Raw genomic sequence first — 26,203 nt, 5'->3', positions numbered from 1 at the left:
AAAAATCATACCACTCGAACATGGTGCCCAGAGATGAGGCAAAGACCACCCTGCGTTCGTCTTTTGTCATCCCTGTTTTGGCTGCTGAATTTTTAGCCACGTCGTCCCCCGCCGTTTTTCTTCAGAAATATATATTTCACTGCAGGCGGATCATATCCGCGCAGTAGTCAGTGCCACCACCCGGGTAGCTGCATTACCTCTTTATAATCATGTGTAACTTTTACCTATGGCTGACGAACCGGAAACATATTGCCGTTCGCGCCATCCGGATTGCCGAAAGGAGCAAATACATCTTGTCCTTTAACGCCATTAAATTGCGTGAGCGCCCAGTGGACACTCGGAAAGGCAAGCTCCGTCCACGGGATTTCGTCCCAGCTGAAAAGAGCAACCTCAAGGCTTTCAGACCCCGCCGAAAATTCCGGAGTCAGCATTTCGGCGCAAAACATGATCTGGACTTGAGACAAACGCGGGATGGAATAGACCGCCAGCAAATTGCGTAGCGTGATTTCCACGTTGGCTTCCTCCCGCGCCTCGCGCTTGGCGCCTTCCTCAACGCTTTCGCCATGCTCCATAAATCCGGCGGGCAATGTCCAGAAACCTTTGCGCGGCTCGATCGCGCGGCGACAGAGCAAAAATTTCTCCGCATAGGTAACAACCGAGCCCACGACTATTTTCGGATTGTCATAGTTGATGAGGCCGCAATGATCGCAAATATCACGCTCAATATTGTCACCCGTCGGCTTGCGGCGCGAGAAAGACAAATCTTGCGCCGCCTCCGGGTCGCGATGTTTCATCGGTCCGGGCTCTATCGTCGCCACATCGGTTACCTTTCCGGTTTGCAATCGCTTGCTTTGCGATTTATTCAATTCGAATGAATTTATCATTTTACCATTGTGTTAGTCAGTCCACGGAACGCAAATACTTGTAAATACAGATCAGAATGGGCGGATACATTATGTGCAGTGTTGGCGTCCCGCGATATGATCCGCAACCGGAATGCCGACTGCGACATTTTCCACAACGATGCGCACTTGCGTCCCCCCGATCAAGGGTGCATATGAAAGAAGAATGACGTCGACATCTTATTGTGATCGCATTTTGGATCCAGAATGGAAGACGCAAAGAATTCGGTGGAACACGGTCTAGCGAGTCACAACTTCGAGAATGTCGACCTAGACAACATCAGATTAGAAAACGTCAAACCTGCAATTTCATCACCCCCTGAGTTGACCGTCTTTTAGAAGTCAGGTCACCCAATTCATCAGCCGGAGGAATTCAACATGGCAAGCAAGAAGTCGGCGGGAAGTTACGATCTCGAAACATCCCTGAGCCACTTGCTGCGACGCGCCCAGCAATTTGCGTACGATCAATTTGTGCAGCAGATGGGCGACAGCTCGATCACACCGCGTCAGTTCATTGTTCTATTCGCCGTGAACGAAGAAGAAGGTCTGAGCCAGACGGATCTTGTCAACCGCACAGGCATCGACCGTTCGACGCTGGCCGACATGATCAGCCGCATGATCAAAAACGGTCTGCTCGCCCGCAAGCGCACCGCCGAAGACGCGCGCGCCAACGCCGTGCGCCTCACAGCCGCCGGTCGCCGTGCCCTCAACAGCAGCCTGCCGCGCGCCATCGTAGCGGAAAAAGCTTTGCTTGATCTGCTGCCGAAATCCGTTCAGGCCGATCTGATCAAAGGCCTGACGCAGCTGGCATCTGCAATCGGCGATGCCAAAGTCGAAGAAAAATCCGAACCGGCCCGCAAGGCTGTCACGCGCAAGCGTCCGGCCGCCAAGCGCGCACCTGCCAAACGCAAGTAAACCTAAGCTAGAGGTTTATTCCGCCTTTCCGCTGCGGCATCTGTGATCTGAATTTTCAGCGAGCGGATGCCGCACGAAGGGCCGGCAGAATTTCATCATCCACAATCTGCGCGGTCAACGGGCCTACATGCTTATAAGCAATGTGGCCTTTGCCATCGATTATATAGGTTTCAGGAACGCCGTAGACGCCCCAGTCCAGAGCGACACGACCTTTCACATCGGCACCGATGCGCGCAAACGGGTTGCCGAGTTCTGTGAGAAACCGTTTCGCGCTCTCCGCACTGTCTTTGTAGTTGAGCCCGTAAATCGGCGCATCAGTGAGTTTTTTGAGTTCGCTCAAAACCGCATGCTCATCACGACACGGCACGCACCAGGACGCCCAGACATTGACGATCACCGGCGTGCCATGCGCGAAGTCAGCAGTCTCAAAGCCCAGCCGGTCTATTCCCTCAATCGCAGGGAGTGAAAACACCGGCACCGCCCTGCCGATAAGCGGCGAAGGCACGCGCGAGGGATCACCGCGAAATATCGCAATCAGAAAGAATCCGGCGACCACCAGAAATAGTGCAGCGGGAATGAGCGCACCCCATCTGAAACGACCAGTGTTCATTTCGCAGCACCAGAAGCGCGCGCCGGCGCGCGCTTGCGGGCACCGGATGTCTCCGCACCTTCCAGCGCCGCCAGCAAAGCCCGTTGCCGTCTGATGTCCCGCCATGTCGCGCCGATGAGCGCTGCCACGGCAACAACAACAATGGCGTAAGCCGACCAGACAAATCCTGCGTAACCGCCCATAGCGAAATAATCGCTCATCGCCTCACACCTCCGCTGCTGCAAGCAGCAAAGCACGCACGCGCCGCTTGAGGATTTCGCCGCGCATCCGCACCATCAGCAGGGTGACAAAAAGAAACGTAAAACCAACTGCCATCAGCATGAGCGGCGTCAGCATCGCGCTCGCGATCTGCGGCCCGTCCACGCGGAAAACGCTCGCCGGTTGATGCAACGTGTTCCACCAGACAACCGAATAATGAATGATCGGCACATTGATCGAGCCGATGAGCGCCAGCACGGCCGCGGCCCGTCCCGCCCGCACAGGCTCCTCGATGGTCGCCCAGAGCGCGATATAGCCCAGATAAAGAAACAGCAGGATCAACATTGACGTCAGGCGCGCATCCCACACCCACCATGTGCCCCACATGGGCTTGCCCCAAATGGCACCCGTGACGAGCGCCAAAAAACAAAAGACAGCACCGATGGGGGCCGCAGATTTTGCGGCGACATCAGCAAGCGGATGACGGAAGACAAGCGCCACAAGCGACGCCCCGGCCATGACCATGTAGCCAAACATGCCGAGCCAGGCCATAGGCACATGCACATACATGATGCGCACGCTTTCGCCCTGCTGATAGTCAGCAGGTGAGGCAATGAGTGCAAACCAGAGCCCCGCAGCGATCAACACAAAGCTCGCGACGCCGAAAGGCCATAACACCTGTCCGCTGAACGCCATGAAGCGTGCAGGATTAGCGAAAGCATGGAACCGCTGGGTGAAAGTGAGGTCTGACATGGGCATCATTTAGGGGCGTTGAGGGGCCAAGAGCAAGGTTAAGGACAAAACAGAACGGCGGGCAATTTGCCGCGTCATGGCGTAATCAGCCCCGCATATTGGCGCGCAAGGCCGCCGCTGCCGCCCAGGGCCCGACGACAAGACTTGCGAGCGTCACCGCACCCAACAGCAACAGCGCCTGATGCGCCGCACCTGATAAGACCTCTCCGTCGCCCGCCGCCGCCACGCCAAAAATCAGCACCGGAATATAAAAGGGTATTACGAGAAGTGAAGCGAGCAGCCCGCCGCGCCGCAAACTCACCGTAAGCGCTGCACCAATCGAGCCCATCAAGCTCAGCGCCGGCGTACCGATCGCCATAGCGAGGATCAACGGCTCGAACTGCTCGGCCCCAAGATTAAGCAACAAGCCGAGCAATGGCGTCGCGACAACCAGCGGCAGACCTGTGGTGAGCCAATGAGCCATAATTTTGGCAACGACTGTCAGTTCAAGCGGCAGATGCCCCAAAGTCAGCACCTCAAGCGTCCCATCCTCGAAATCGGCCTGAAACAACCGGTCGAGCGTCAGCAGCGACGAGAGCAGCAGCGCCACCCACAAGAGGCCGGGCGCAATCTGACCGAGCAAATTGAGATTGGGACCGATCCCCATTGGCAGAAGCGTGATGACGACCAAAAAGAAAAAGACCGCCATGCCACCGCCACCTCCGACTTGTGTCGCCAGCCGGACATCGCGCCGCAAGAGTGCCCAAAACGCCCGCCTCATGCGCCAAACCTCGCATTGGCAAGAATTCCCGTATGACCGAGATCAAGCGTCACTGACGATGCAATGCCCAGCGGCTGATGGGTCGCCGCCACCACAAGGCCACCGGCGCTCAAATGTGCGTCGATGGCAGAAGCGAGCCGCGCGAGGCTCGCAGCATCAAGCGCCACACCGGGCTCATCAAGAAGCCACAAGGGCCGCGGCGCAATCAGCAGCCGCGCAAGGCTCAGCCGCCGCTTCTGACCTGCCGACAGATAAGCGACCGGCAGATCAACAAGCTTTGTGAGGTCGTAAACGGCGCAGGCATTGGCCACATCCGCACCCGTTCCACCCAGAAAATCCGCCCAGAAAGAGAGCGTCTCACGCACACTCATCGCAGCCTTCAGCGCATCAAGGTGGCCGATGTAATGGGTCTGCTCGGCAAGGCTCGCGTCCGCCGCACCACCTTCAAAGCTCAAACCGCCTTCCGTCACGTCGAGCAGTCCCGCAATGAGCCGCAACAGGCTCGACTTGCCCGCCCCGTTCGGCCCCGTCACGATGAGCGCCACACCGGCTTCAGCGACAAAAGACAGATGACTGAAGACGGTGCGTCCGCCGCGATGGCAGGCGAGGTCATGCGCCGCAAGGCGATAGGGTGTACTCACCTCAGACATAGCCGCCGCCCTGATGCGAAAATTCAAATCTCGTCAAAACGTCCGCCGCGCCCCTTTCCCGAGGCAAAGCGTTGTGCCCCGCGCACTGTCTCGCCGGTGGAGAGCACAGCGCGGCCATGCTCGAATTCATTGGCGATAGCGCGATCATAAGGCAAATCCCATTGCTCATAAGCCGACATCCGGTCGCCCTTGAGGCAATTTTGCGGAAAGCGTGAAATATCAGCAGCGAGCTTTTCAGCTTCCACCCGCGCCTGTCCCTTGAGCACCACCCGATTGGCAAGGCCCATAGCGAGTGCCTCGACGGCCCCGACGGCGCGACCGGTGAGAATAAGGTCCATCGCGCGCGAATGGCCGATGAGGCGCGGCAAACGAACGGTGCCCCCGTCGATCAGCGGCACGCCCCAGCGCCTGCAAAAGACGCCCATCACAGCATCTTCCTCAACCACACGCATATCGCACCAAAGCGCGAGTTCGAGTCCGCCTGCAACCGCAAATCCTGAAATCGCACCAATCACCGGCTTCGACAGCACCATGCGCGACGGCCCCATCGGCCCGTCAAGCGCCAGCCTGTCAAATTCGAGACCCGTTCCGGGGTTCACAATCCGGTTACCACGCTGTGCATCCGCACTGTCACTGCCACCGGCTGCTGCCGCCTTTAGATCCGCGCCAGCACAAAAAGTTCCGTGATCGCCTACAAAGACCGCGACCGTCGATGTCTCGTCTTTTTCAAACGCGTAGAAGGCATCGGCAAGCGCTGTCGCCGTCGGACGATCAACCGCATTGCGCACATCGGCGCGCGCAAGGATCACTGTCGTGACTGATCCGTTTTTCTCAACGCGTACCGCACTCATGGGCACACTCCCTTGTTCCCTGTTGTCACGCTTCTTGTGAGCGATTATCACCCGATCTGAACGGGTGTAACCATAGCCTTCGCATGGGAAAGACCTTATAGTCTCGCCCGTCAAGCATATAGGCCCAAAGGCACGGAAAACGGCGGCGATTTGCGACAACCGGCCTCGCGCATTCTGAGCGCAGGGATGCGGAGTCGATCCGGTCCCACCCGCTTCCATCACCCCCCGCCACGGGCAAGCATCATCGAGGAATATTTCATGGCGAAGAAGGCCCCGGCTAAGGCCAAATCCAAAGCGAAAAAGGCGAGCGCGAAAATTGCCGCAAAGCCTGTCGCGAAAAAAGTAAAGGCAGCGGCAAAGTCCGCCGTCAAAAAGGCAAAACCTGCGGCGAAGAAAGCTAAGCCCGCCACCAAAAAGGCAAAGCCTGTTGCCAAGAAGGCAAAGCCGGTCGCTAAGAAGGCAAAGCCTGCCGCCAAGAAGGTCAAACCGGTCGCTAAGAAGGCCAAACCGGTCGCTAAGAAATCGCCCGTGAAAAAGGCCGCCGCCAAGAAGGCCACCAAAAAGACAGCGCCGAAGAAATCAGTCGCCAAAAAGACAGCGCCAAAAAAAGCTGCACCGAAAAAAACTGTAGCCAAAAAAGCAGCACCAAAGAAAGCGGCACCAAAAAAATCAGCCGTGAAAAAATCTGCGGCGAAAAAATCCGTCGCAAAGCCCGTCGCAAAGAAAGTGACGAAGAAAGCTGTCGCCAAACCGGTAGCCAAAACGCCTGCAAGAAAAACACCGGCGAAAAAAGCAGCGACCAAAATCGCCCCCGCAAAGAAAGCATCTGCTTCTGGCAGCAGCTTCAATGCCAAGCAGACGCTGAAAGTCGGCAAGCGCAGCTACACTTATTACAGCCTCAAAGCTGCCGAAAAGAACGGCCTGTCAGGCATTGCGCGCCTGCCCTTCTCGCTCAAAGTGCTGCTTGAAAATCTGCTGCGCTTTGAAGACAACCGCACCGTGACCGCCGACGACATCAAGGCTGTGAAGTCTTGGTTGAAGTCGCGCACCTCGGCCCGCGAAATCGCCTATCGTCCGGCCCGCGTGCTGATGCAAGATTTCACCGGGGTTCCCGCTGTCGTCGATCTTGCTGCCATGCGCGACGCTGTGAAGACGCTGGGTGGTGATCCGACCCGCATCAACCCGCTCGTGCCTGTCGATCTCGTCATTGACCATTCCGTCATGGTCGACAAATTCGGCACGCAAGCTGCCTTCCACGAAAACACCGAAATCGAATATGGTCGCAACCGTGAACGCTATGAATTCCTGCGCTGGGGTTCCAAGGCCTTCGATAATTTCCGCGTTGTGCCGCCAGGAACCGGCATCTGCCATCAGGTGAACCTCGAATATCTGGCCCAGACCGTCTGGACCAACGATGTGGACGGCGCGATGCTGGCCTATCCCGACACCGTCGTCGGCACCGACTCCCACACCACCATGATCAACGGCCTGTCGGTTCTCGGCTGGGGCGTCGGCGGCATCGAGGCGGAAGCCGCCATGCTCGGCCAGCCGATCCCGATGCTGATCCCCGAGGTCATCGGCTTCAAGCTGACCGGCGCCATGCCGGAGGGCGCGACCGCCACCGACCTGGTGCTGACCGTCACCCAGATGCTCCGCAAGAAGGGCGTCGTCGGCAAGTTCGTCGAATTCTTCGGCCCCGGCCTGGCCAAGATGACCCTGGAAGACCAGGCCACCATCGCCAACATGGCTCCGGAATACGGCGCCACCTGCGGCTTCTTCCCGATCACCCGGGCGACCATCGACTATCTGGCCGCCACCGGCCGCGACGCCGACCGCGTCGCCCTGGTGGAAGCCTACGCCAAGGTGCAAGGCATGTGGCGCGAGGGCGACGAGCCCGATCCGGTCTTCACCGACACCCTCGAGCTCGACCTCTCCAGCGTCGTGCCGTCGCTCGCCGGCCCCAAGCGGCCCCAGGACCGGGTGCTGCTGACCAGCGCGGCCTCGGACTTCAAGGAAGCCCTGGCCAAGGACTTCGGCAAGGCCGACTCCATCGATTCCCGCGTGCCGGTGGCCGGCGAGAAGTATGATGTGGGCCATGGGGACGTGGTCATCGCCGCCATCACCTCCTGCACCAACACCTCCAATCCCAGCGTGCTGATCGCCGCCGGCCTGGTGGCCAAGAAGGCCATCGAGAAGGGCCTGAAGGTCAAGCCGTGGGTGAAGACCTCGCTGGCGCCGGGCTCGCAGGTGGTCACCGACTATCTGAAGAGCGCGGGCCTGACCAAGTCGCTGGACGCGCTCGGCTTCAACCTGGTCGGCTATGGCTGCACCACCTGCATCGGCAATTCCGGCCCGCTGCCGGAGGCCATTTCCGAGGCCGTCCAGCAGGGCGACCTGGTGGCCTGCTCGGTGCTGTCGGGCAACCGCAATTTCGAGGGCCGGGTGAACCCCGACGTTAGGGCCAACTATCTCGCCAGCCCCCCGCTGGTCGTCGCCTATGCGCTGGCCGGCTCGATGCAGATCGACCTGACCACCGAGCCGCTGGGCGAAGGCAAGGACGGCCAGCCGGTCTATCTGAAGGACATCTGGCCGACCAACGAAGAGATCGCCACGCTGCAGCGCAAGCACGTGACGGACAAGATGTTCGCCACCCGCTACGCCGACGTCTTCAAGGGCGACAAGGCCTGGCAGGGCATCAAGGTGGCCGGCGGCCAGACCTACGCCTGGGACGTCAGCTCCACCTATGTTCAGAACCCGCCCTATTTCGAGGGCATGAGCATGGAGCCTGAGGCGATCACCGACATCATCGAGGCCCGTGTCCTCGGCGTGTTCGGCGACTCGATCACCACCGACCACATCAGCCCGGCCGGCTCTATCAAGCTGACCTCGCCGGCCGGCGACTACCTGCGCGAACGCCAGGTGCCGCAGACCGACTTCAACTCCTACGGCGCCCGCCGCGGGAACCATGAGGTCATGATGCGCGGCACCTTCGCCAACATCCGGATCCGCAACAAGCTGACCCCGGAGATCGAAGGCGGCGTGACCAAGCACTTCCCCACCGGCGAAGTGATGTCGATCTATGACGCGGCCATGCGCTACCAGGCCGAGGGCCGCCCGCTGGTGGTCTTCGCCGGCAAGGACTACGGCACCGGCTCGTCCCGCGACTGGGCGGCCAAGGGCACCAAGCTCCTGGGCGTGCGCGCGGTGATCGCCGAAAGCTTCGAGCGGATTCACCGGTCCAACCTGGTGGGCATGGGCGTCCTGCCCCTGCAGTTCACCCAGGAAGGCTGGCAGAAGCTCGGCCTGACCGGCGAGGAGATTGTCTCGATCCGCGGCCTGCAGGACCTGTCGCCCCGCAAGCAGCTGACCGTCGAGCTCTACCGCGCCGGCGACGGCCGTGTGGCCCGCTTCCCGGTCCGCTGCCGGATCGATACGCCCACCGAGCTTGAGTACTTCAAGAACGGCGGCGTGCTGAACTACGTGCTGCGCAACCTGGCCTCGCAAGACGCCTGACCGTCGCGACACGGGTGATAAGAGGAGGGGTCGCGGTCGCCGCGGCCCCTCTTCCGTTTATGAGGGACTGCTTTTTTGAGACGTCGAACCCTATGTCGGCTTCTGCTCACACCTTGTTGAAACGCGCCGAGGCGACAAGTCGGCTTAATTGCCGGACCATGATCAGAGCCCTGCTCGCGACCCTGTGTCTCCTGGCGGCCCCGGCCGCCGCCGCTGCGGCCAAGCCGCCGGTGGTGGTGGAGTTCTATACCGCCCAGGGGTGCGCGGCCTGCGCCGGGGCCAACAGCTTCGTCAACGGCCTGGCCGATCGCCCCGGTGTCGTGACCCTGACCTTCGCGGTGGACTACTGGGACTATCTGGGCTGGGAGGACACCTTCGCCCTCCCCGAGTTCGCCGAGCGCCAGCGCTCCTATCTGACGCCGCTCTCCCTGCGGGAGCCCTATACGCCGCAGCTGGTGATCAACGGGGCCCTGGAGGCCTCGGCCGTCGAGGCCGACAAGGTCGAGGCGTTGCTGGAGCAGGCGGCCGTGGCGCGCCTGCCGGCCCCGGACATCCAGTTCATCGGCCCACGCCGGGTCGATGTGGGCTCAGGCCCTGCGCCCCGGGGGGGCGCCGAGGTGTGGCTGGTGCGCTATGATCCCAGGCCCCGCGAGGTGGTCGTGCGCCGCGGCGAAAACCGCGGCCAGACCCTGACCCAGCGCAATGTGGTCCGCGAGATCGCCCGGCTGGGCCAATGGCGCGGCCGGCCGACGGCCTATGCGGTGCCGGAGGCCAAGGAGGACGGCCTGGAGACCCTGCTGATCGTCCAGGCGCCCAAGGGCGGCAAGATCCTCGCCGCCATGCCCCGCCAGACCCTGCTCGCCCGCCCCTGAGCCCCAGGTCCTGCGGCCCGCAGCCGCAAACGAAAAAGACCCGCGCAGAGGAGTGGGGCTTACTCCGCGCGGGTCTTCTCAGGGGAAGAGGATATGACGCCGGCTGACCGAGGCCCGAGATCCCAGGGGGGCTGGGGGGGCTGTTCAGGATCCGGAACCGCGAAGTCCCGATCAACCGACGCTCTCCTTATCGAGGCCCAAACAGGCGGGCGCAGGACCGAAATAAGGTCTTTTCACGGCGTGGGCGGTTTGGCGCTAGGGCCACGAGACCCCTCGATTTCGGCGGCGGTTTGCGTCAGGCTGGCCGCCGATGGCCATCGATCCGTCCGCCAACGACCCCACACAGACCGCCCGCAAGGGCGCGCCGATCTTTTTCCAGCGCCAGGAGTTCCAGCGCCTGCTCGGCCTCTATGGGCGGATGGTCGCGGCGGGCGAGTGGCGGGACTATTCCATCGAGCCGGGGACCGAGGCCTGCGCCTTCTCGGTGTTTCGCCGGGCGTCGGAGGCGCCGCTCTATCGCATCGAAAAGCGCCCGGCCCTGGCCAGGCGACAGGGGGCCTGGGCGGTGATCGGCCAGGGCGGCATGATCCTGCGCCGGGGCCATGAACTCGATCAGGTCCTGCGGTTTTTCGACAAGGGGCGGTTCAAGGTCATCGACTGAAGCCTGTTGGGCGCCTCAGGCGATGATGTCGGGGGTCAGCTGGTCTTCCAGGGCGGCGATCTCGTCCTTCAGGGCGAGCTTGCGTCGTTTGAAGCGGCCCAGAACCCCCAGGCTCGGCGTCGGCATGGCGCTGATCGCCTGGACGGCGATGTCCAGGTCGGCGTGTTCCTGCCGGGCCGCGGCCAATCGGTCACGCAGCTGAGTCTCGGGATCGGGTCCCAGATCGTTCATGCGCTCCCGCTCCCCTTGCGCCCACGTCGCCTTCGCCAGCCTCGCGGCATCATCAGATTTTGCGCCCTGCGGGTAAAGGCGGCCTTAGCCCCGTCGCCTCTTCCAGGGTCTAGGCCAGGGCCCGAGCCAGGGTCGCCAGCTGGTTCGGGTCGAGGCCGGGGTCCCAGGCGTGGCCGGCCGCCGCCAGGGCCTCATCCAGGGGGACCAGGGGCGCCAGGCCAGGATCGATGGTCCCCAGGGCCTCCAGCAGGCAGCGCTCGGCCGCCAGTTCGGCCGCCTTCACCTGCGCCCGCAGGGCCTCCCGGGTCGCATCCCGTGTCGGGGGCCGCGGCGCCTTCAGGGTGCGGCGAACCCTGCGCAGGGGGAGGATGGCGGTCGTCTCCCAGGTCCGCGCCAGGGCCGCGGCGGTCTCCAGGGCCTGTGGGTCGGCGGTGCGGGCAAACGCCGCCCAAAGCAGCAGGGGCACGTTCTGGCCGTGCTCGTCCTGCAGCGCCAAGGCCGCCTGGGCCACACCGGCGCGCCCATAGGTGTCCACCGCCCAGTTCCAGAGGACCATGCCCCTCAGTCCTGGACCGGCGGCATGGCCATGTCCTGGCCCCAACGCTTCACCCTGGCCCAGGACAGGCCAAACAGGTCCAGCGCCCGGCCCACCGACTGGTCGACCATTTCGTCCAGGCTTATGGGCTTGGCATAGAAGGCCGGCAGGGGCGGGGCGATCACCGCCCCCATCTCGGCCAGCTTCACCATGGTGCGCAGATGGCCCAGGTGCAGGGGCGTCTCGCGGACCATCAGCACCAGGGGACGGCGCTCCTTCAGGGTCACGTCGGCCGCCCGGGTCATCAGGGACGAGGTCACGCCGGTGGCGATCTCGCTCATGGTGCGCACCGAGCAGGGGGCGATCAGCATGCCCAGCGTCGGGAAGGAGCCCGAGGCGAGGGCTGCGCCCACATCACCGTGGCGGTAGGCCACATCGGCCATGGCCTGGACCTCGGCCACCGAAAGCTCGGTCTCCTGGGCGAGCGTCAGGGCGGCGGCCCGGCTCATCACCAGATGGCTCTCCACATTGAGGTCGCGGCAGGCGGCGAGCGCCCGCAGGCCATAGGCGACGCCGCTGGCGCCAGCCACGCCGATCACCAGCCGGGGACGCCGATCGGCGCGCTCAGGGCCAGAAGGCTCGATTTGCGACATACCGTCTCACCCACACGCCGAAAAAACCGGCCCTAATCCGAACTAAACCCTGCGCAATCATATTTGATCTGACACCCCCGCGAAGGGGTGTTCAGGTGTCGTGTCGAAAAACCCTTGAAGGAGGCGTAACCTATGGCCGTTGAAGCCCGCATCCGTGAACTTGGATCTCGCCATCAGAATCTGGACAAGGCGATCCAGGACGAAGTGCGAAGCCCCGCGGGAGACGACCTCCGCCTACAGGAACTCAAGCGACGAAAGCTTAAGCTTAAAGAAGAGATGGAAACCTTGCAGCGCAAGGCTCACTGATCTTCCGGAACGAAAAGAGGCCCGCGCATCGCGCGGGCCTCTCGCGTTTCGACAGCCTTAGCCAGCTCGAAATCAGTCCTGCTCGGCCGGGGCGTCGGCCTCATCGGCGACCGCGCCGGTTTCCGAGGCCGGGCGCAGGGACGGGCCGTCAGGGTCGGTGATCCCGGCCTTGGCGTCGTCCTTGGCCTTCTTGTCGGCCGCCTTCCGCACCACGCCGTCCAGCTCCATCTGGGTGGAGAGGCCCAGCGTCACCGGGTCCACAGGCTTGATATTGGCCGAGTTCCAGTGGGTGCGGTTGCGGATCTGGTCGATGGTCGCCTTGGTGGTGCCCAGCAGGCGGGAGATTTGCGCGTCGGGCACTTCGGGATGGTTGCGCAGGAACCAGGCGATGGCGTCGGGCCGGTCCTGGCGGCGGGAGACCGGCGTATAGCGCGGGGCCTTCTTGGTGGGCTTGAGCAGTTCGGCATGGCGGCTCTTCTGAGCCTTCATGCGATAGGCGGCGCTCTTCTGGGCGGCGTCCAGCTCTTCGCGGGACAGCTGGCCATTGGCGATCGGGTCGGCGCCGCGGATGTCGCGCGCCACTTCGCCGTCGGCGATGCCGCGCACCTCAAGGGGGTGCAGGCCGCAGAAGTCGGCGATCTGGTCGAAGGTCAGCGAGGTGTTGTCGACCAGCCAGACGGCGGTCGCCTTGGGCATCAAGATGTCGGTCATGGCCGTACTCCAGAAACGACGGCGCCCGGCCTTTCGGCCGGGCGGTTGTCAATATTCCGTATAGGCCCGTTCCACGGGAAAGGAAATGCCGGCTGGCGCCTTTCCCGAGAGCGTGAACGCCGCGAGGCCTGGGAGACGCCGCCTCAGGCGCTGGCGGCCGAGGCCAGAGCGCGTTCCGATAAGTGGGAACCGGTTATCGGAACGCGCTCAAGACTTAGAGTTTAGAGCCTGATTGCATCAGGCTCTAGCGGGGCGGGCGCCGGCGCGCCGGCCGGCCGGCCGATCCAGATCTGGCCGCTCCTGGCCACCACTTCGCCGGCGGCGTCATAGAGGGCGACGCCGGCGAAGAACTTGCGGCCTTCCGATTCCCGCGCCCAGGCGACGACCACATAGGTCTCGCCGGCCTTGGGCGCCTTGAGCACCTCGCCGGCCATGGTGCCCAGCAGGCCCACGGGCGAGCCGGTCTTGATCCACCAGGCCATGGAGCCTGAGCAGTCCAGGGCGCCCCAGGTGATCTCGTCGGGCATGGTCCCGTCAGGGCCGGCGAAGTTGGCGTGGGGGACCCACAGGCCAGCGCAGACCCCGGGCTCGGCGTCCGGCAACTGGCCCACATGGACCCCCAGGCCCTCGCCCTGCTCGCGCTCGATGCAGCAGGAGAAGCAGCCGCGGTGCAGGGACCGGGTGGCGAAGGGCGAGGCGGCCGCCGCCCGGCGGGCGGCCTCGATCCCGGGTGAAGGCGGCGGCGGCGGGATCTGGTCGTCGGTGGCGACCTTGGCCAGCCCCAGCACCTGACCCTCGGCGTTCAGGGCCGAGACCGATCCGTCGTCTCCGGCCACCAGCTGAACCGGCGTGTCCAGCGGCACGCCGGCCCGCAGCATGGCGCTGCCCTTGCCGCCTACGGCCTTGGCCAGGACGCCGCAGATATAGCCGCCATTGGCGGTGACGGGGGGACCGCGGAACTGCCGCGGGACAAGGATCTCGGTCATGGGATGGGGTCTCGAAAATCGGTCGGTCTGAAATGGGCGGCCGGCAGGTCCGGCGATGAGAAGCAGGCGTCTTCGCCGGCGTGAAATCCCGCGCCGGCGCAATGTCCCCTCAGCTTGGCGGAAAAGGGGGGCGCTTGGCAATTCTGGAGCTTGGGTCGGCTTTCCGACGGAGCATCCTATCCCACCGCTCGGCGTTAGGCCTGCAAGCGCCAGACAGCGGGAGAGACCCATGGCCACCACTGAAAAGATCGATGCGATCAAGCTTCTGAAACAGGACCACCGCGAGGTGGAGGACCTGTTCGAGCAGTTCGAAAAAGCCACCTCGAAGGACCGCAAGGCCAAGCTGGTGGAGAAGATCTGCACCGAGCTGACCATCCATACCCTGATCGAGGAAGAGATCTTCTATCCGACCTTCCGCGGCAAGATCGAGGGCGACATGCTCGACGAGGGCTATGTGGAGCACGACGGCGCCAAGGTGCTCATCGCCGAGCTGATGGCCGGTTCGCCGGATGACGCCTTCTATGACGCCAAGGTCTCGGTGCTCTCCGAAGAGATCGAGCACCACGTGAAGGAGGAGGAGCGGCCCTCGGAGGGCATGTTCGCGCAATGCCGCCGCACCGATGTGGACCTCGACGCCCTGGGCGCGAAGATGGCCGCCCGTAAGGAAGAGCTGCAGGCCCAGATCAAGGCCAGCGGCCTGCCTACCCCCGAGACCCGCTCCATGAAGGGCGCCGAACTGGTCTACGGCAAACCCGTGGACGCGCCGGCGAGCTGAGCCCGCCTGGCGCGGCCGCCGCTAAGGCGGCCGGCCTCCGGCGCCGCCCCGGTGTGAGAAGGGTGGGCGACTAGAACTCTTCCCAGCCCTCGGCCTCGGGCTCGGCCTCGGGGCGCCGTAGCGCGCCGCCTCCGCCCTGGCGGGCGACGGTCTTCAGCGCGGGTTGTGACCGGGGCGCCGGGCGCGGGCCTGCTGACGGGGCCTTGGCGGAAGACCCGGTCTCAAATCTGGCCATCAGACCCTGAAGTTCCTGGGCCTCGCGGGCCAGGCTGTGGCTGGCGGCGGTGGATTGCTCCACCATGGCGGCGTTCTGCTGGGTGACCTGGTCCATCTGGTTCACCGCGGCGTTCACCTGGTGAAGGCCTGTGGCCTGCTCCTGGGCCGACGCAGCAATCTCCGCCACCACACCATTGATCTCCGACACCTGGGTGACGATGCGGCTCAGCGCTTCGCCCGTCTGGCCCACAAGGGTCACCCCCTGCGCCACCTGGGCGCCGGAGGTCGAGATCAAGGTCTTGATCTGCTTGGCGGCCTCAGCCGAGCGCTGGGCCAGGGCCCTGACTTCCGAGGCGACCACCGCAAAGCCGCGCCCCGCATCGCCCGCACGGGCGGCCTCGACCCCGGCGTTGAGCGCCAGCAGGTTGGTCTGGAAGGCGATCTCATCGATGACGCCGATGATGTTGCCGATCTCCGAGGAAGATTTCTCGATCTCGGCCATGGCGGCGATGGCGTTGCGCACCACCCCGCCGGAATGCTCAGCGTCCTGCTTGGCTGTGGCGACCACGTGGCGGGCGGTCTCGGCCCCTTCCGCGGTGCGCCGCACGGTGGCGGTGATTTCGTCCAGAGCCGCAGCGGTTTCTTCCAGGCTCGCGGCCTGCTGTTCGGTTCGGCCAGATAGGTCGTCGGAGGCCTGGGTGATTTCATTGGCGCCGGAGCGGATGCCCAGGGTCGCGCCGCCGATGACGGTCATGGTCTGCTGCAGGGTCTCCATGGCTGCGTTGAAGTCCAACCGCAGCTTTTCGTATTCGGCGGCGAAGTTCTGCTCCAGGCGGAAGGTGAGCTGGCCCTTGGACAGCTTCTCCAGGCCGTCGGCCAGGGATTCGACCACCAGAGCCTGCTCCCTGGCCAGTTCGGCCTTGGCGACCTCGGCCCGGCGGCGCTCTTCCTCCGCGGCCCTGGACTGCTCGGCGCTCATGCCCTCCAGGCGCAACTTCTCAATGGCCGCCTCCTTGAAGATCTGGACGGCGCCGGCCATGCGCCCGATCTCGTCAGTCCGGTCGGTGGCGGGGACATCGACAGTGTTGTCTCCGTCCGCCAACCGCCTCATGACCAGGGTCAGGCTCGACACCGGGGCGCCGATGGTGCGCGACAGCAGCAGCAGCATGCCCACCGAGGCGAGGGCCGCCAGCAGGCCGCCGACGATCAAGGCGAGCCGAGCATTGGCCGATTCGCGATCGCGCCGGACTGAGCGCTCGGCCAACAGGGCCGCTTCAGCCCCATCGATCTCTGCGATCAGGGCGCGCACGCCGTCCATGGCCTCCTTGCCCGCAGCGGAGGCCTCCAGGAAGCGGGCCGCCTCAATAGTGGCCGGATCCTTCATCATGCCGATCTCAACCTCGGCGACGTCCGTGCGCCAACGGTCGGCCAGCTCTTTCAGAGCCGCGATTCTCGCCTGTTGCTCAGCATTGTCGGCGGTAAGCGTCTGTAGCTCCCCCACCGCGAGGTCGTAGCGTTTTAGGCCCTGGTGATAGGGATCAAGGAAGTCTGGATTGGCCGAGAGCAGATAGCCGCGCACCCCTGTCTCTTGGTCCACCATCGCGGCGCTGACATCTTCCGCGGCGGACAACACCTTATAGGTGTGGGTGTTCCAGCCCGTCGCCTTCTCTACAGCCTGGGAGCTCAAATAGGAGACCACCGACGCCCCCAAGGAGATGGCGAGCACAACACTGAACGCAACTAGAAGTTTCTTTGAGACCGGCAGTTGATTGAAGAGGCGCAACGCAGTTGTCCTTGGGAGCTAAGATTTTCCCCTTGTAGCGCTTCGATTATTAAGAATTCCGCACCCATTTTGGGACAGTTATTGCAGCGCGGCAGACCAGCGCGGCGAGCCCAGCCCTAAGGCCGCTCAGGCGCCGGCCTCGACGCCAAAGGCGGACTTCAGCTCCGCCTTCAGGATCTTGCCATTGGCGTTGCGGGGCAGGGTTTCGGGCCAGAAGGTCACCTTCACCGGGACCTTGAAGCTCGCCAGCCGTTCGCGGACGAAGGCGCGGAGTTCATCCTCGGTCGCCGTCCCGCCGGGCCTCAGGTGGACGACGGCGGCCGGCTCCTCCCCCAGGGTGCGGTGGGGCAGGCCGATCAGGGCGGCGTCCATCACGTCGGGATGGTCGTAGAGGATGTTCTCGACCTCCACGCAGTAGATGTTCTCGCCGCCGCGGATCAGCATGTCCTTGGCCCGGTCGACGATGAAGCAGAAGCCTTCCTCGTCCAGGCGGGCAAGGTCGCCGGTGCGCACCCAGCCGTCCACGAAGGTCTCGGCCGTGGCCTCGGGCCGGTTCCAGTAGCCTTTGACGATGTTGGGCCCCTTGGCCCACAGCTCACCCACCCGGCCGACGGGCAGTTCGGTGAGCCCGTCGGCGGGATCGACGATCTTCAGCTCGCACGGCGGCGGGGCGACGCCACAGGAGTCGGGGCGGTGCTCGTAGTCGCGGCCGATATTGGTGGTGCAGGTGGCCGAGGTCTCGGTCATGCCCCAGCCATTGGATGGCGCCGAGCCCGGGAAGGTCTCGACGATCTTGCGCACCAGGTCGGGCGCAGACGGCGCGCCGCCATAGGCCACGGTGGTCAGGGACGACAGATCGAAATCCTGGCGGGCGGGATGCTCGATCAGCTGCCAGGCGATGGTGGGCACGCCGCCGGTATTGGTGACCCGCTCCCGCTCGATCAGGCCCATGGCCTCCACCGGCTCCCACTTGCGCATCAGGACCAGCTTGGACCCCGAATTGATGGCCGGCGACAGGGTGGCGTTGCAGCCGGTGACGTGGAACAGGGGCACCACCAGCAGATAGACCCGTTGCGGCAGCTTGTGCGGGTCCTGTTCAGGGATGGCCTCGCCCCGGCGCAGAACGCCGCGGGCGCCGGCGCAGGCGCTGGCCAGGATATTGGCGGTCAGGTTGCGGTGGGTGCCCATGGCCCCCTTGGGCTTCCCCGTGGTGCCGGAGGTGTAGAAGATTGTCGCCACATCGTCGGGCGCCAGGGCCACATCCGGCAGGGGCTGGTCGGGCAGGTCCTTCCAGCCGTTCACCGGCCCGATCACACCCTCCAGCCGGGCCAGGCGGGGATCGGCCGGCAGGACTTCGGCCCGGGTCACATAGATGCGGGCGAGTTCCGGGCAGGCGTCCAGATGCTCCAGGATGCGGTCCAGCCGCTCATCGTCCACCATCGCGACCCTGGCTCCGGAATCGGCCAGGCCGAACTCCAGCTCAGCCCCCGTCCACCAGGCGTTCAGCGGGGTCACGATCGCGCCGATGATGGCGCCGGCGAAGAAGGCCACCGGCCATTCGGGCAGGTTTCGCATGACCAGCGCCACCCGGTCGCCGGGCTTGACGCCGTCGGCCTGCAGCCTGTGGGCCAGGGTGACGACGGCGCGGGTGAAGGCCTCGAAGCTGGCCCGGTCGTCCTCATAAACCAGGAATTCCCGGTCGCCGAAGGCCCGACCGTTGAGCAGCACGTCGCGCAGGGTGGGCGGGGCGTTCTTCCAGACCTTGGTGGGGACCCCGTCGATCAAAGCCTGATCGAGCTCGAAGCGCTGACCCGGCGCGGTGAGCTGCGCATGGGCCTCTTCGATGGTCATGACGGGCCAGGGCTTGGCGGCGGTGTCGGTCATGGGGGTCCTGGTGTCCTGGGAGGTGTTGGCCGTCTTGTCGCGACGTGTGCGCTCAGAAAGCCGAGCCTTAAGGCCTGAGGCAAGCGGGCGCCGGCGCGCAGCGCCAAAAAGGCTTAACCACCAAGGACACAAGGAGCACGAAGGGGCCGCAGCCTCTTTGTGGTCTTCGTGCCCTTTGTGGTTTTCTTTCCTATCGCCTGCGGCGCACAGACTTTTCCGCCCCCTCAACCGTCATCCTGGGCCTTGTGCCCAGGATCCCTCTCGACGCTTGCGCGGCCCTGAGAGGGATGCGCGGCACAAGGCCGAACATGACGAAGATGGAGTGAGCGAGCTCCTCAGGCCGGGGCGTTTTCCCGTTCGGCCTTCAGCTTGGCGTAGCCTTCCTTCAGCTCGCCCAGCTCCTTGGCGTACTTCTCCTTGGCCTCCTCCTGCAGGCGCGGGATGTGGTAGCTGGGGAAGAGGTCGTTCTCGGGCCGGTAGTCCTTCAGGATCTGCTTGGCGAGCGTCACCTTGTGGACCTCGGTGGGGCCATCAGCGATGCCCATGACCAGCGAGCTGGTCACCATCCGCATGAAGGGCATTTCGTTGGAGACGCCCAGCGCTCCATGCAGGTGGGCGGCCTTGGTGGCCACGTCGTTATAGACCTTTGGCATTGCCACCTTGATGGCGGCGATGTCCTTGCGGACCTTGTTGTAGTCCTTGTGCTTGTCGATCAGCCAGGCGGTGCGCAGGACCAGCAGGCGGAACTGCTCGACGGCGATCCAGGAGTCGGCGATCTGCTCCTGCACCATCTGCAGGTCCGACAGGCGCCCGTCGCGGGTGGTGCGCGACACGGCCCGCTGGCACATCAGGTCCAGCGCATGGCGGCAGGCGCCGACGGTGCGCATGGCGTGGTGCACCCGGCCGCCGCCAAGGCGAACCTGGGCGATGACGAAGGCCGCGCCGCGGTCGCCCAGCAGGGCCTCAGGCCCGACCCGGACGTCGTTGTAGCGGACATAGCCCTCGGTCCCGCCGCCGATCTCGCCGCCGCCGCCGACCGCCACATTGCGGATGATCTCCACGCCAGGGGTGTCGGTGGGCACCAGGAAGATGGAGGTGCGCCGATAGGGGTCCTTGGCGTCCGGATCGGTGATCGCATAGACCACCAGCAGCTTCGAATAGCGCGCGTTGGTGGAGAACCACTTCTCGCCGTTGATCACCCACTCATTGCCGTCCAGGACCGCGCGGGTCTTGAAGGTCAGGGGGTCGGAACCGCCCGTGGGCTCGGACATGGAGAAGGCCGAGCGGATCTCGCCGTTGAGCAGCGGCCAGAGCCAGCTCTCCTTCTGGGCCTCGGTGCCGTAGTGGGCGATGATCTCGGCGTTGCCGGTGTCGGGCGCCTGACAGCCGAAGACGGTGGGGGCGATGGAGTTGCGCCCCAGCTTCTCGTTCATCAGGCCGAGCTTGAGCTGGCCATAGCCCTGGCCGCCCAGCTCGGGGCCGAGGTGACAGGCCCACAGGCCCTGGTCCTTCACCTTCTGCTGCAGGGGCTTGATGAATTTCTCGCGGCCCAGCGGGCCATGGGCGGCCATGCCCAGATGGCTGAGGGGTTCGACCTCCTCGCGCATGAAGTCTTCGATCCAGTCGAGCTTCTTCTGGAATTCGGGGTCGGTTTCAAAGTCCCAGGCCATGTCATCCTCCTTGGAGCCCCGCCGCACCGAGGCGCGAGGTGTTTCGTAAATACGGTATGTTTCGGGTCGTCGAACATACCGAAAATTCAAAATGGGGCGGCCGGCCTTGGCCGCCTCCCGTCATTATCAGGCGCACGGGCTTCGGACGCAACCGGGGGCGGAGAAAACGGTTAAGTTACTGATAAAACAAATTTAATTACCCGATATCAGTAGCAACGCCTCACCAGCCAAGTCCTTAGTCGTCACCCTCGGGCTTGACCGAGGGTCCCTCGTCGGGGCGGGCGCAAGCGGCGCGAGGGACCCTGGGCGCAGGGCCCAGGGTGACAGGCGTAAGGGGGGCTGCGGCCGAAGGTCTCGTATGCCGCGGGCGCTTTCAAAGGGCGAACCACAAAGCACACGAAGAACACAAAGGGCTGCGACGCCTTCGTGCCCTTTGTGTCCTTCGTGGTTGATCATCCCCCGCGCTGCGCGCCGCGGCCTCGGCTCGTCAGTCGGCGCGCGCCACCGGGGCCATGGCCGGTGTGGCCTGGCCGGTGTCGGCGGCGGCGCCGCGGGGCGGGGCGGGCATCAGCTTGGCGGTCCGCCAATTCCCCCAGAGGTAGTAGCCCCCGGCCAGGATCATGGTCATCACGCTGCCCAGCGGGAAGCTCCACCAGATGGCGTCGGCCCCAAGAACCGGCGTCATGAAATGGACGAACGGAATGCGCACCACCCAGAGGGAGACGACCATGGCCAGCAGGGGGGCGATCACCGCGCCGGTGGCCCGCACCACGCCGGCGAAGATGAAGGCCACGCCGAACGGGATGAAGCCCCACATGGCCAGGGAATTGATGTGTCGGGCGATGGGGGTCGAGGCGCTGTCTGCCGGCAGGAAGAGCTGCAGCACGATGGGCTCCACCAGATAGATCAGGACCACCGGCGCGGCGGTCATGCCAACCGCGAACAGGGCGCCCATCTGGGCGACCCGGTCGACCCGGTCCATGCGCCCGGCCCCGACATTCTGCGCGGCCATGGAGGAGACCGCCGCCCCAAGCGCCATGGCCGGCATCTGGATATAGGTCCAGAGCTGCAGGGAGGCGGCATAGGCGGCCGCCGTCTGCGAGCCATAGGTGTTGACGAAGGTGAGCATGACCAGGGCGGCGCCCGACACCACCAGCATGTGCATGGCCATGGGCAGGCCCTTGACCACCAGGGTGCGCAGGATGGCCGGATCGGGGCGCAGCATCCCCCATTCGCCCCGCCGCAGGACCAGCACGCTGCCGCTGCGATAGAGATAGGTGATCATGCCGGCCAGGGTGAGGGTCTGGCTGATCAGGGTGGCCGCCGCCGAGCCGGCGATCCCCAGCTGCGGGGCGGGGCCCAGCCCCATGATCAGGATCGGGTTGAGGATGATGTCGAGGCCGACGGCGCAGAGGGAGAAGTAGAAGGGCGTCCGGGAATCCCCGGCCCCGCGCATGGCCATCATCACGAAGGAGAAGAAGTACATGAACGGCATGGCCGCGAAGATCACCCGCAGATAGGTGATGGCGTCGGCCCGGGCGTCCCCCGGCGTCCCCATGGCGTCCAGAATGGCCGGGGTGGCGAAGATGCCGGTGATCCCGACGCCCATGGACATGAGCGCGAAGAACAGGGTGCTGGAGCCGGCGACCCGCTTGACCTGGTCGGTGGCGCCCGCCCCCACCGCCTGGGCGATCAGCAGGTTGGCGGCCATGGCCAGGCCGAACACCGCGCCCAGCAGCAGGAACAGGATGTTGTTGGCGTTGGCCGTGGCGGTCAGGGCGGCCGGACCCAGGATGTGGCTGACCCAGGCGGCGTTGGCCGTGCCGTTCAGCGACTGCAGCAGGTTGGCGCCCAACACCGGCAGGGTGAAGGCGATCAGGCTCTTGCCGATCGGCCCCTGGACCAGGTCGATCTGGCCGCCGGATCGGCCCTTGGCCGGCCCCGGACCCGTGGGCTCTTCGGTCGAGACTTCCAACTGAGCATCCCCATGCGCGCAAGGCGCGCGGCCTCAACTCTAGGCAGGCGAGCGGCGCGCCACAACCCAGGCGAAGGGCCGCCCGTCTTGAGCCTGCCGCATTTCACTGTATGAGCAGGGCCTTGGAACGGGCGCGGACGAACGCCCGCAGACGAAGGTCGGCATGAAAATTCTGATCACCGGCGGCGCCGGATTCATCGGGTCGGCCGTGGTGCGCCAGGCCGTCGCCCAGGGGCACGAGGTGGTGAACCTCGACGTCCTGACCTATTCGGCCAATCTGGACAATGTCGCCCAGGTGGCGGGCTCCCCTCGCTACGCCTTCGAGGAAGCCGACATCTGCGACGCGGCTAAGATGGCGGAGATCTTCGCCCGCCATCGGCCCGATGCGGTGATGCACCTGGCCGCCGAGAGCCACAACGACCGGGCCATCGACGGGCCGCTGGACTTCGTGCGCACCAATGTCACGGGCACGGCCGTGCTGCTGGAGGCCGCCCGGGCCTATTGGAACGGGCTTGAGCCCGAGCCCAAGGCCGCCTTCCGCTTCCACCATGTCTCCACCGACGAGGTGTTCGGCGCCCTGGGCGAGGACGGCGCCTTCACCGAACAGACGCCCTACGATCCCAATTCCCCCTATTCGGCCAGCAAGGCCGGCGCCGACCATCTGGTGCGGGCCTGGGGACGGACCTATGGCTTGCCGGTGGTGATCACCAACTGCGCCAACAATTATGGCCCCTTCCAGTTTCCCGAGAAGCTGATCCCCACGGTGGTGGTCCGGGCCATGGAGGGCAAGACCATCCCTGTCTATGGAGACGGCCGGCAGGTGCGCGACTGGCTGCATGTGGACGACCACGCCCAGGCCCTGCTGCTGGTGTTGCAGAAGGGCCGCCTGGGCGAGACCTATTGCATCGGCGGCGACTCCACCCACCGCAATCTGGAGGTGATCCAGATCCTCTGCGCCGAGCTGGACAAGCTCGCGCCGGCCAATACGCCGCACGCCGAAAAGATCACCTTCGTCGCCGACCGGCCGGGTCACGACTTCCGCTATTCCATCGACGCCGCCAAGCTGAAGGCCGAGCTGGGCTGGGAGCCGGCCACGCCCCTGGATCAGGGCCTGGCCCAGACTGTCGCCTGGTATGTGGAGAACCGCGACTGGTGGCAGGCGATCCGCGACAAGGGCTTCCATTCCGAGCGCCTGGGCCTGGCCAAGGCATGAGTCTGCGCATCCTGCAGTTCGGCGCCACCGGGCAGCTCGCCCGGGAGATGCTCGACCGCGCTGGCCCAGGCGTGACGATCACCGCCCTGTCCCGCGCCGAGGTCGACCTGACCGACGCGGGCGCCGTCGCCCGGGCCGTGGCCGAGGCCGGCGATATCGACCTGGTGCTGAACGCGGCGGCCTATACCGCCGTCGACAAGGCCGAAAGCGAACCGGATCTGGCCTATGCGGTGAACGCCTGGGCGCCGGCCGCCATGGCCCGGGCCTGCCAGGCGCGGGGCCTGCCCCTGCTGCACGTCTCCACCGACATGGTGTTTTCCGGCGACAAGGCGGCGCCCTATGTGGAGACCGATGCGCCCGCCCCGCTGCACGTCTATGGCGCCTCCAAGCTGGCCGGCGAGCAGGCGGTGCTGGGCGCCTGCGACCGCGCCCTGGTGATGCGGGTCTCCTGGCTGTTCTCGGCCTATGGGCAGAACTTCCTGCAGATGATGCTCCGTCTGGGCGAAACCCAGCCGGTGCTCAAGGTGGTGGCCGACCAGCGCGCCCGCCCCACCGCCAGCGGCGACCTGGCGGCCTTCATCCTCAGCCAGGGGGAGCGGCTGGCCAAGGCGCCGGCCGGGGCGCCGGAATGGGGCCTGCTGCATGTGGTGAATGAGGGCGCCGCCTCCCGCTACGACATGGCGCAGGCGATCTTCGCCCTGACCCGGCCGGGCGATCCGCCGGCCATGGAGCCCGTGCCCACCACCGCCTTTCCGACCCCGGCCCGGCGGGCGCTGAACGGAGAGCTGGACTCCGGCCGCATGCAGGCGGTCTTCTCCCTGCAGCTTCGCCCCTGGCAGGAGGCGCTGGAGGACGTGGTCGCCCAGCTTTCGGCGCAGAAGGAGACGGCGTGAGACGTGGCATCATCCTGGCGGGGGGCTCCGGCACCCGGCTGCATCCCCTGACCCTGGCGGTCTCCAAGCAGCTGCTGCCCATCTACGACAAGCCGATGATCTATTATCCGCTGTCGGTCCTGCTGTTGGCGGGCGTGCGCGAGATCCTGATCATCACCACGCCTGAGGACCAGGCGGCCTTCAAGCGCCTGCTGGGCGACGGCTCGCAGCTGGGGGTGAGGTTCGAGTTCCTGGTGCAGCCCAAGCCCGAGGGCCTCGCCCAGGCCTATCTGCTGGGGGAAGCGTTCGTCGGCGGCGAGCCCAGCATCATGGTGCTCGGCGACAACATCTTCTTCGGCCAGAACTTCAGCCAGATGCTCCGCTCGGCCGATGCGCGGACCGCCGGCGCCACGGTGTTCGGCTATCCGGTCAACGATCCCGAACGCTATGGGGTGGTCGAGCTGGGCGAGGGCGGCAAGGTCCTCGGCATCGAGGAAAAGCCCGCCCTGCCGAAGTCCAACTATGCGGTCACCGGCCTCTATTTCTATGACGGCAAGGCCAGCGAATACGCCAAGAGCCTCAAGCCCTCCCACCGGGGCGAGCTGGAGATCACCGCGCTCAACCAGGTCTATCTGGACGCCGGCGAACTGAACGTCGAGCTGCTGGGCCGAGGCTTCGCCTGGCTGGACACCGGCACCCATGACAGCCTGATCCAGGCCGGCGAGCTGATCCGCACCCTGGAGCTGCGCCAGGGCCTGCGCATCGGCTGCATCGAGGAGGTGGCCTATTCCAAGGGCTTCATCGACCGCGAGCAGCTGGCCGATCTCGGCCGCTCCCAGGCCAAGGGCGAATATGGCCAGTATCTGATCCGCCTGGCCGAGCGCCTGGCGCCCGGCGCCGAGCCTGCGGAATAAGGGCTCTTAGAGTAAGAGCATTTCTCGACCCGATAACCGCGTCACACTTATCGGGAAATGCTCAGTCGACCCAGAGGTCCTGGGCCTCGCCCTTGCGGTTGAGGGCGCGGACGGCGCGCTTGACCACCGCCAGCAGGCGCTCGCGTCTGGCGATCTCGTCATAGGTGAGCGAGCCCCGCGCCAGGCCTTCCAGCAGGAAACGGCCCAGGTCGCGGCTGGTCTGGAAGCGCGGGTCGCTGCCGGCCTGGGTGAGCGCCAGGAAGCGCTCCCCCACCTGGTTGCGGTCAAAGGCGCTCTGGGCGTTGGCCAGGCGCGTGCGCAGCATGGGATCGGTGCGGGCGGCGGCCTCAAGCTCGGCGAAGGCTACGAACGGGGTCTCGTGCAGCAGGGCCCAATAGGCGTCGATGGCGTGCTCGGCCGCATCCACGCCGGGACCGGCAGGCGCCGAGGCGGCCTGTTCGAACAGGCGGGCGCGCTCGACCTCGATATGGGCCACGGCGGCCTCCACCAGCTCTTCGCGGCTGGAGAAATGATAGAGCATCGCCCCCCGGGTCAGGTTGGCCGCTTCGGCGATCAGGGCGTTGGTGGCCGCGTGATAGCCGACCTCGGCGAACAGGCGCATGGCCGCGTCCAGGATACGGGCGCGGGTCCGGCGAGACTTCGGGGTCTCTTTGGCGGGATAGGTTCGAGCGTCCATCTGCACGGGCAAGGGTTCAATCAAAGTGCGGCTGACATATGGCGGCCCATGCTGCAGCGCCAGTGTTGCAGTGCGGTTTCATCAAAGCGACACGCAA

27 protein-coding genes are annotated in these 26,203 nt (G+C 65.0%); 9 read left to right on the top strand and 18 right to left on the bottom strand.

Translation table 11 applies throughout. The features are described 5' to 3' along the window. Positions 1-224 precede the first annotated feature (224 nt). Complete coding sequence (locus tag Q7S93_RS18040; RefSeq protein ID WP_304716034.1) at positions 225-794, bottom strand: NUDIX hydrolase; 570 nt, start codon at positions 792-794, stop codon at positions 225-227. Between the two features lie 486 nt (positions 795-1,280). On the opposite strand from Q7S93_RS18040, the gene Q7S93_RS18035 reads away from it, so the two are divergent. Further along, positions 1,281-1,817 (top strand): MarR family winged helix-turn-helix transcriptional regulator, encoded by a 537-nt coding sequence (locus tag Q7S93_RS18035; protein ID WP_304716032.1) that lies wholly within the window; start codon positions 1,281-1,283, stop codon positions 1,815-1,817. Positions 1,818-1,872: 55 nt separating this feature from the next. Here the strand turns inward: Q7S93_RS18035 and Q7S93_RS18030 are convergent, their stop codons facing one another. From Q7S93_RS18030 to Q7S93_RS18000, 7 genes are all read right to left on the bottom strand, one after another. Then, entirely contained in the window at positions 1,873-2,427 is a 555-nt protein-coding gene (locus Q7S93_RS18030) for a DsbE family thiol:disulfide interchange protein (RefSeq protein WP_304716031.1), read from the bottom strand. Then, entirely contained in the window at positions 2,424-2,627 is a 204-nt protein-coding gene (gene ccmD, locus Q7S93_RS18025; protein ID WP_304716029.1) for a heme exporter protein CcmD, read from the bottom strand. The genes Q7S93_RS18030 and ccmD overlap by 4 nt, the downstream gene beginning before the upstream one ends. 4 nt (positions 2,628-2,631) lie before the next feature. Beyond that, entirely contained in the window at positions 2,632-3,378 is a 747-nt protein-coding gene (locus Q7S93_RS18020) for a heme ABC transporter permease (RefSeq protein WP_304716028.1), read from the bottom strand. Between the two features lie 85 nt (positions 3,379-3,463). Then, positions 3,464-4,138: a heme exporter protein CcmB gene (gene ccmB / locus Q7S93_RS18015; protein WP_304716027.1), complete on the bottom strand. Its 675-nt coding sequence runs from the start codon at positions 4,136-4,138 to the stop codon at positions 3,464-3,466. Further along, the gene (ccmA, locus tag Q7S93_RS18010; RefSeq protein WP_304716026.1) at positions 4,135-4,788 is read right to left on the bottom strand and encodes a heme ABC exporter ATP-binding protein CcmA; all 654 of its coding nucleotides are present in this window, start codon (positions 4,786-4,788) and stop codon (positions 4,135-4,137) included. The genes ccmB and ccmA overlap by 4 nt, the downstream gene beginning before the upstream one ends. Positions 4,789-4,811: 23 nt before the next feature. Then, positions 4,812-5,639 carry a crotonase/enoyl-CoA hydratase family protein gene (locus Q7S93_RS18005; protein WP_304716023.1) on the bottom strand — a complete coding sequence of 276 codons (828 nt, stop codon included), beginning with the start codon at positions 5,637-5,639 and terminating at the stop codon, positions 4,812-4,814. A 218-nt stretch (positions 5,640-5,857) separates the two neighbouring features. After that, positions 5,858-6,514: a hypothetical protein gene (locus Q7S93_RS18000; protein ID WP_304716041.1), complete on the bottom strand. Its 657-nt coding sequence runs from the start codon at positions 6,512-6,514 to the stop codon at positions 5,858-5,860. Between Q7S93_RS18000 and acnA the strand changes: the two genes are divergently transcribed. The 3 genes from acnA to Q7S93_RS17985 all read left to right on the top strand — a co-directional run bounded on the left by acnA (position 6,444) and on the right by Q7S93_RS17985 (position 10,685). Next, on the top strand, positions 6,444-9,152 hold the full coding sequence (gene acnA / locus Q7S93_RS17995; protein WP_304716039.1) for an aconitate hydratase AcnA: 2,709 nt from the start codon (positions 6,444-6,446) through the stop codon (positions 9,150-9,152). The two genes, Q7S93_RS18000 and acnA, sit on opposite strands and share 71 nt — an antisense overlap. Before the next feature lie 158 nt (positions 9,153-9,310). After that, positions 9,311-10,024: a DUF1223 domain-containing protein gene (locus Q7S93_RS17990; protein WP_304716019.1), complete on the top strand. Its 714-nt coding sequence runs from the start codon at positions 9,311-9,313 to the stop codon at positions 10,022-10,024. A gap of 310 nt (positions 10,025-10,334) precedes the next feature. After that, entirely contained in the window at positions 10,335-10,685 is a 351-nt protein-coding gene (locus Q7S93_RS17985; protein ID WP_304716018.1) for a DUF2794 domain-containing protein, read from the top strand. 15 nt (positions 10,686-10,700) lie between these two features. Here the strand turns inward: Q7S93_RS17985 and Q7S93_RS17980 are convergent, their stop codons facing one another. The 3 genes from Q7S93_RS17980 to Q7S93_RS17970 form a co-directional block, all read right to left on the bottom strand. Further along, a complete protein-coding gene (locus tag Q7S93_RS17980; RefSeq protein WP_304716015.1) occupies positions 10,701-10,916 on the bottom strand; it encodes a YdcH family protein in 216 nt (71 codons plus the stop codon). A 109-nt stretch (positions 10,917-11,025) separates the two neighbouring features. Beyond that, the gene (locus Q7S93_RS17975) at positions 11,026-11,472 is read right to left on the bottom strand and encodes a TIGR02444 family protein (protein ID WP_304716014.1); all 447 of its coding nucleotides are present in this window, start codon (positions 11,470-11,472) and stop codon (positions 11,026-11,028) included. A 5-nt stretch (positions 11,473-11,477) separates the two neighbouring features. After that, complete coding sequence (locus Q7S93_RS17970; protein ID WP_304716012.1) at positions 11,478-12,104, bottom strand: UbiX family flavin prenyltransferase; 627 nt, start codon at positions 12,102-12,104, stop codon at positions 11,478-11,480. A gap of 132 nt (positions 12,105-12,236) precedes the next feature. On the opposite strand from Q7S93_RS17970, the gene Q7S93_RS17965 reads away from it, so the two are divergent. Then, positions 12,237-12,410 carry a YdcH family protein gene (locus Q7S93_RS17965; protein WP_300574469.1) on the top strand — a complete coding sequence of 58 codons (174 nt, stop codon included), beginning with the start codon at positions 12,237-12,239 and terminating at the stop codon, positions 12,408-12,410. 72 nt (positions 12,411-12,482) lie between these two features. Here Q7S93_RS17965 and Q7S93_RS17960 read toward each other — a convergent pair whose 3' ends face one another. Both Q7S93_RS17960 and Q7S93_RS17955 read right to left on the bottom strand, forming a co-directional pair. Then, positions 12,483-13,121, bottom strand: coding sequence for a DUF1013 domain-containing protein (locus tag Q7S93_RS17960; protein WP_304716010.1), 639 nt, complete (start codon positions 13,119-13,121; stop codon positions 12,483-12,485). Between the two features lie 221 nt (positions 13,122-13,342). Then, the gene (locus Q7S93_RS17955; RefSeq protein ID WP_304716006.1) at positions 13,343-14,107 is read right to left on the bottom strand and encodes a hypothetical protein; all 765 of its coding nucleotides are present in this window, start codon (positions 14,105-14,107) and stop codon (positions 13,343-13,345) included. Between the two features lie 229 nt (positions 14,108-14,336). Here Q7S93_RS17955 and Q7S93_RS17950 point away from each other — a divergent pair, with 229 nt between their 5' ends. Beyond that, positions 14,337-14,882: a hemerythrin domain-containing protein gene (locus tag Q7S93_RS17950; protein WP_304716005.1), complete on the top strand. Its 546-nt coding sequence runs from the start codon at positions 14,337-14,339 to the stop codon at positions 14,880-14,882. Positions 14,883-14,952: 70 nt separating this feature from the next. Here Q7S93_RS17950 and Q7S93_RS17945 read toward each other — a convergent pair whose 3' ends face one another. From Q7S93_RS17945 to Q7S93_RS17930, 4 genes are all read right to left on the bottom strand, one after another. Continuing rightward, positions 14,953-16,824 (bottom strand): methyl-accepting chemotaxis protein, encoded by a 1,872-nt coding sequence (locus tag Q7S93_RS17945; protein ID WP_304716004.1) that lies wholly within the window; start codon positions 16,822-16,824, stop codon positions 14,953-14,955. Positions 16,825-17,007: 183 nt separating this feature from the next. Continuing rightward, on the bottom strand, positions 17,008-18,765 hold the full coding sequence (locus tag Q7S93_RS17940; protein ID WP_304716003.1) for a class I adenylate-forming enzyme family protein: 1,758 nt from the start codon (positions 18,763-18,765) through the stop codon (positions 17,008-17,010). Between the two features lie 335 nt (positions 18,766-19,100). Continuing rightward, complete coding sequence (locus Q7S93_RS17935) at positions 19,101-20,435, bottom strand: acyl-CoA dehydrogenase family protein (protein WP_304716001.1); 1,335 nt, start codon at positions 20,433-20,435, stop codon at positions 19,101-19,103. 487 nt (positions 20,436-20,922) lie between these two features. After that, positions 20,923-22,410, bottom strand: a complete 1,488-nt coding sequence (locus Q7S93_RS17930) for an MATE family efflux transporter (RefSeq protein WP_304715997.1) — start codon at positions 22,408-22,410, stop codon at positions 20,923-20,925. 163 nt (positions 22,411-22,573) lie between these two features. Here Q7S93_RS17930 and rfbB point away from each other — a divergent pair, with 163 nt between their 5' ends. Genes rfbB through rfbA form a run of 3 tightly spaced genes read left to right on the top strand, consistent with a single transcriptional unit; the run spans position 22,574 to position 25,409 of the window. Then, positions 22,574-23,623, top strand: coding sequence for a dTDP-glucose 4,6-dehydratase (gene rfbB / locus Q7S93_RS17925; RefSeq protein WP_304715995.1), 1,050 nt, complete (start codon positions 22,574-22,576; stop codon positions 23,621-23,623). Beyond that, positions 23,620-24,516, top strand: coding sequence for a dTDP-4-dehydrorhamnose reductase (gene rfbD / locus Q7S93_RS17920; RefSeq protein WP_304715992.1), 897 nt, complete (start codon positions 23,620-23,622; stop codon positions 24,514-24,516). Before rfbB ends, rfbD begins: the two co-directional genes overlap by 4 nt. Further along, positions 24,513-25,409 (top strand): glucose-1-phosphate thymidylyltransferase RfbA, encoded by an 897-nt coding sequence (rfbA, locus tag Q7S93_RS17915; RefSeq protein WP_304715991.1) that lies wholly within the window; start codon positions 24,513-24,515, stop codon positions 25,407-25,409. The genes rfbD and rfbA overlap by 4 nt, the downstream gene beginning before the upstream one ends. Positions 25,410-25,470: 61 nt before the next feature. Here rfbA and Q7S93_RS17910 read toward each other — a convergent pair whose 3' ends face one another. Continuing rightward, positions 25,471-26,106 (bottom strand): TetR/AcrR family transcriptional regulator, encoded by a 636-nt coding sequence (locus Q7S93_RS17910; RefSeq protein WP_304716038.1) that lies wholly within the window; start codon positions 26,104-26,106, stop codon positions 25,471-25,473. Positions 26,107-26,203 lie beyond the last annotated feature (97 nt).

Origin of the sequence: Phenylobacterium sp. (assembly GCF_030646615.1) — a bacterium.
In the GTDB taxonomy this organism is placed as follows: domain Bacteria; phylum Pseudomonadota; class Alphaproteobacteria; order Caulobacterales; family Caulobacteraceae; genus Phenylobacterium.
The sequence above is the reverse complement of the archived record's forward strand: the minus strand, read 5'-3'. Positions and strand labels throughout refer to the sequence as shown.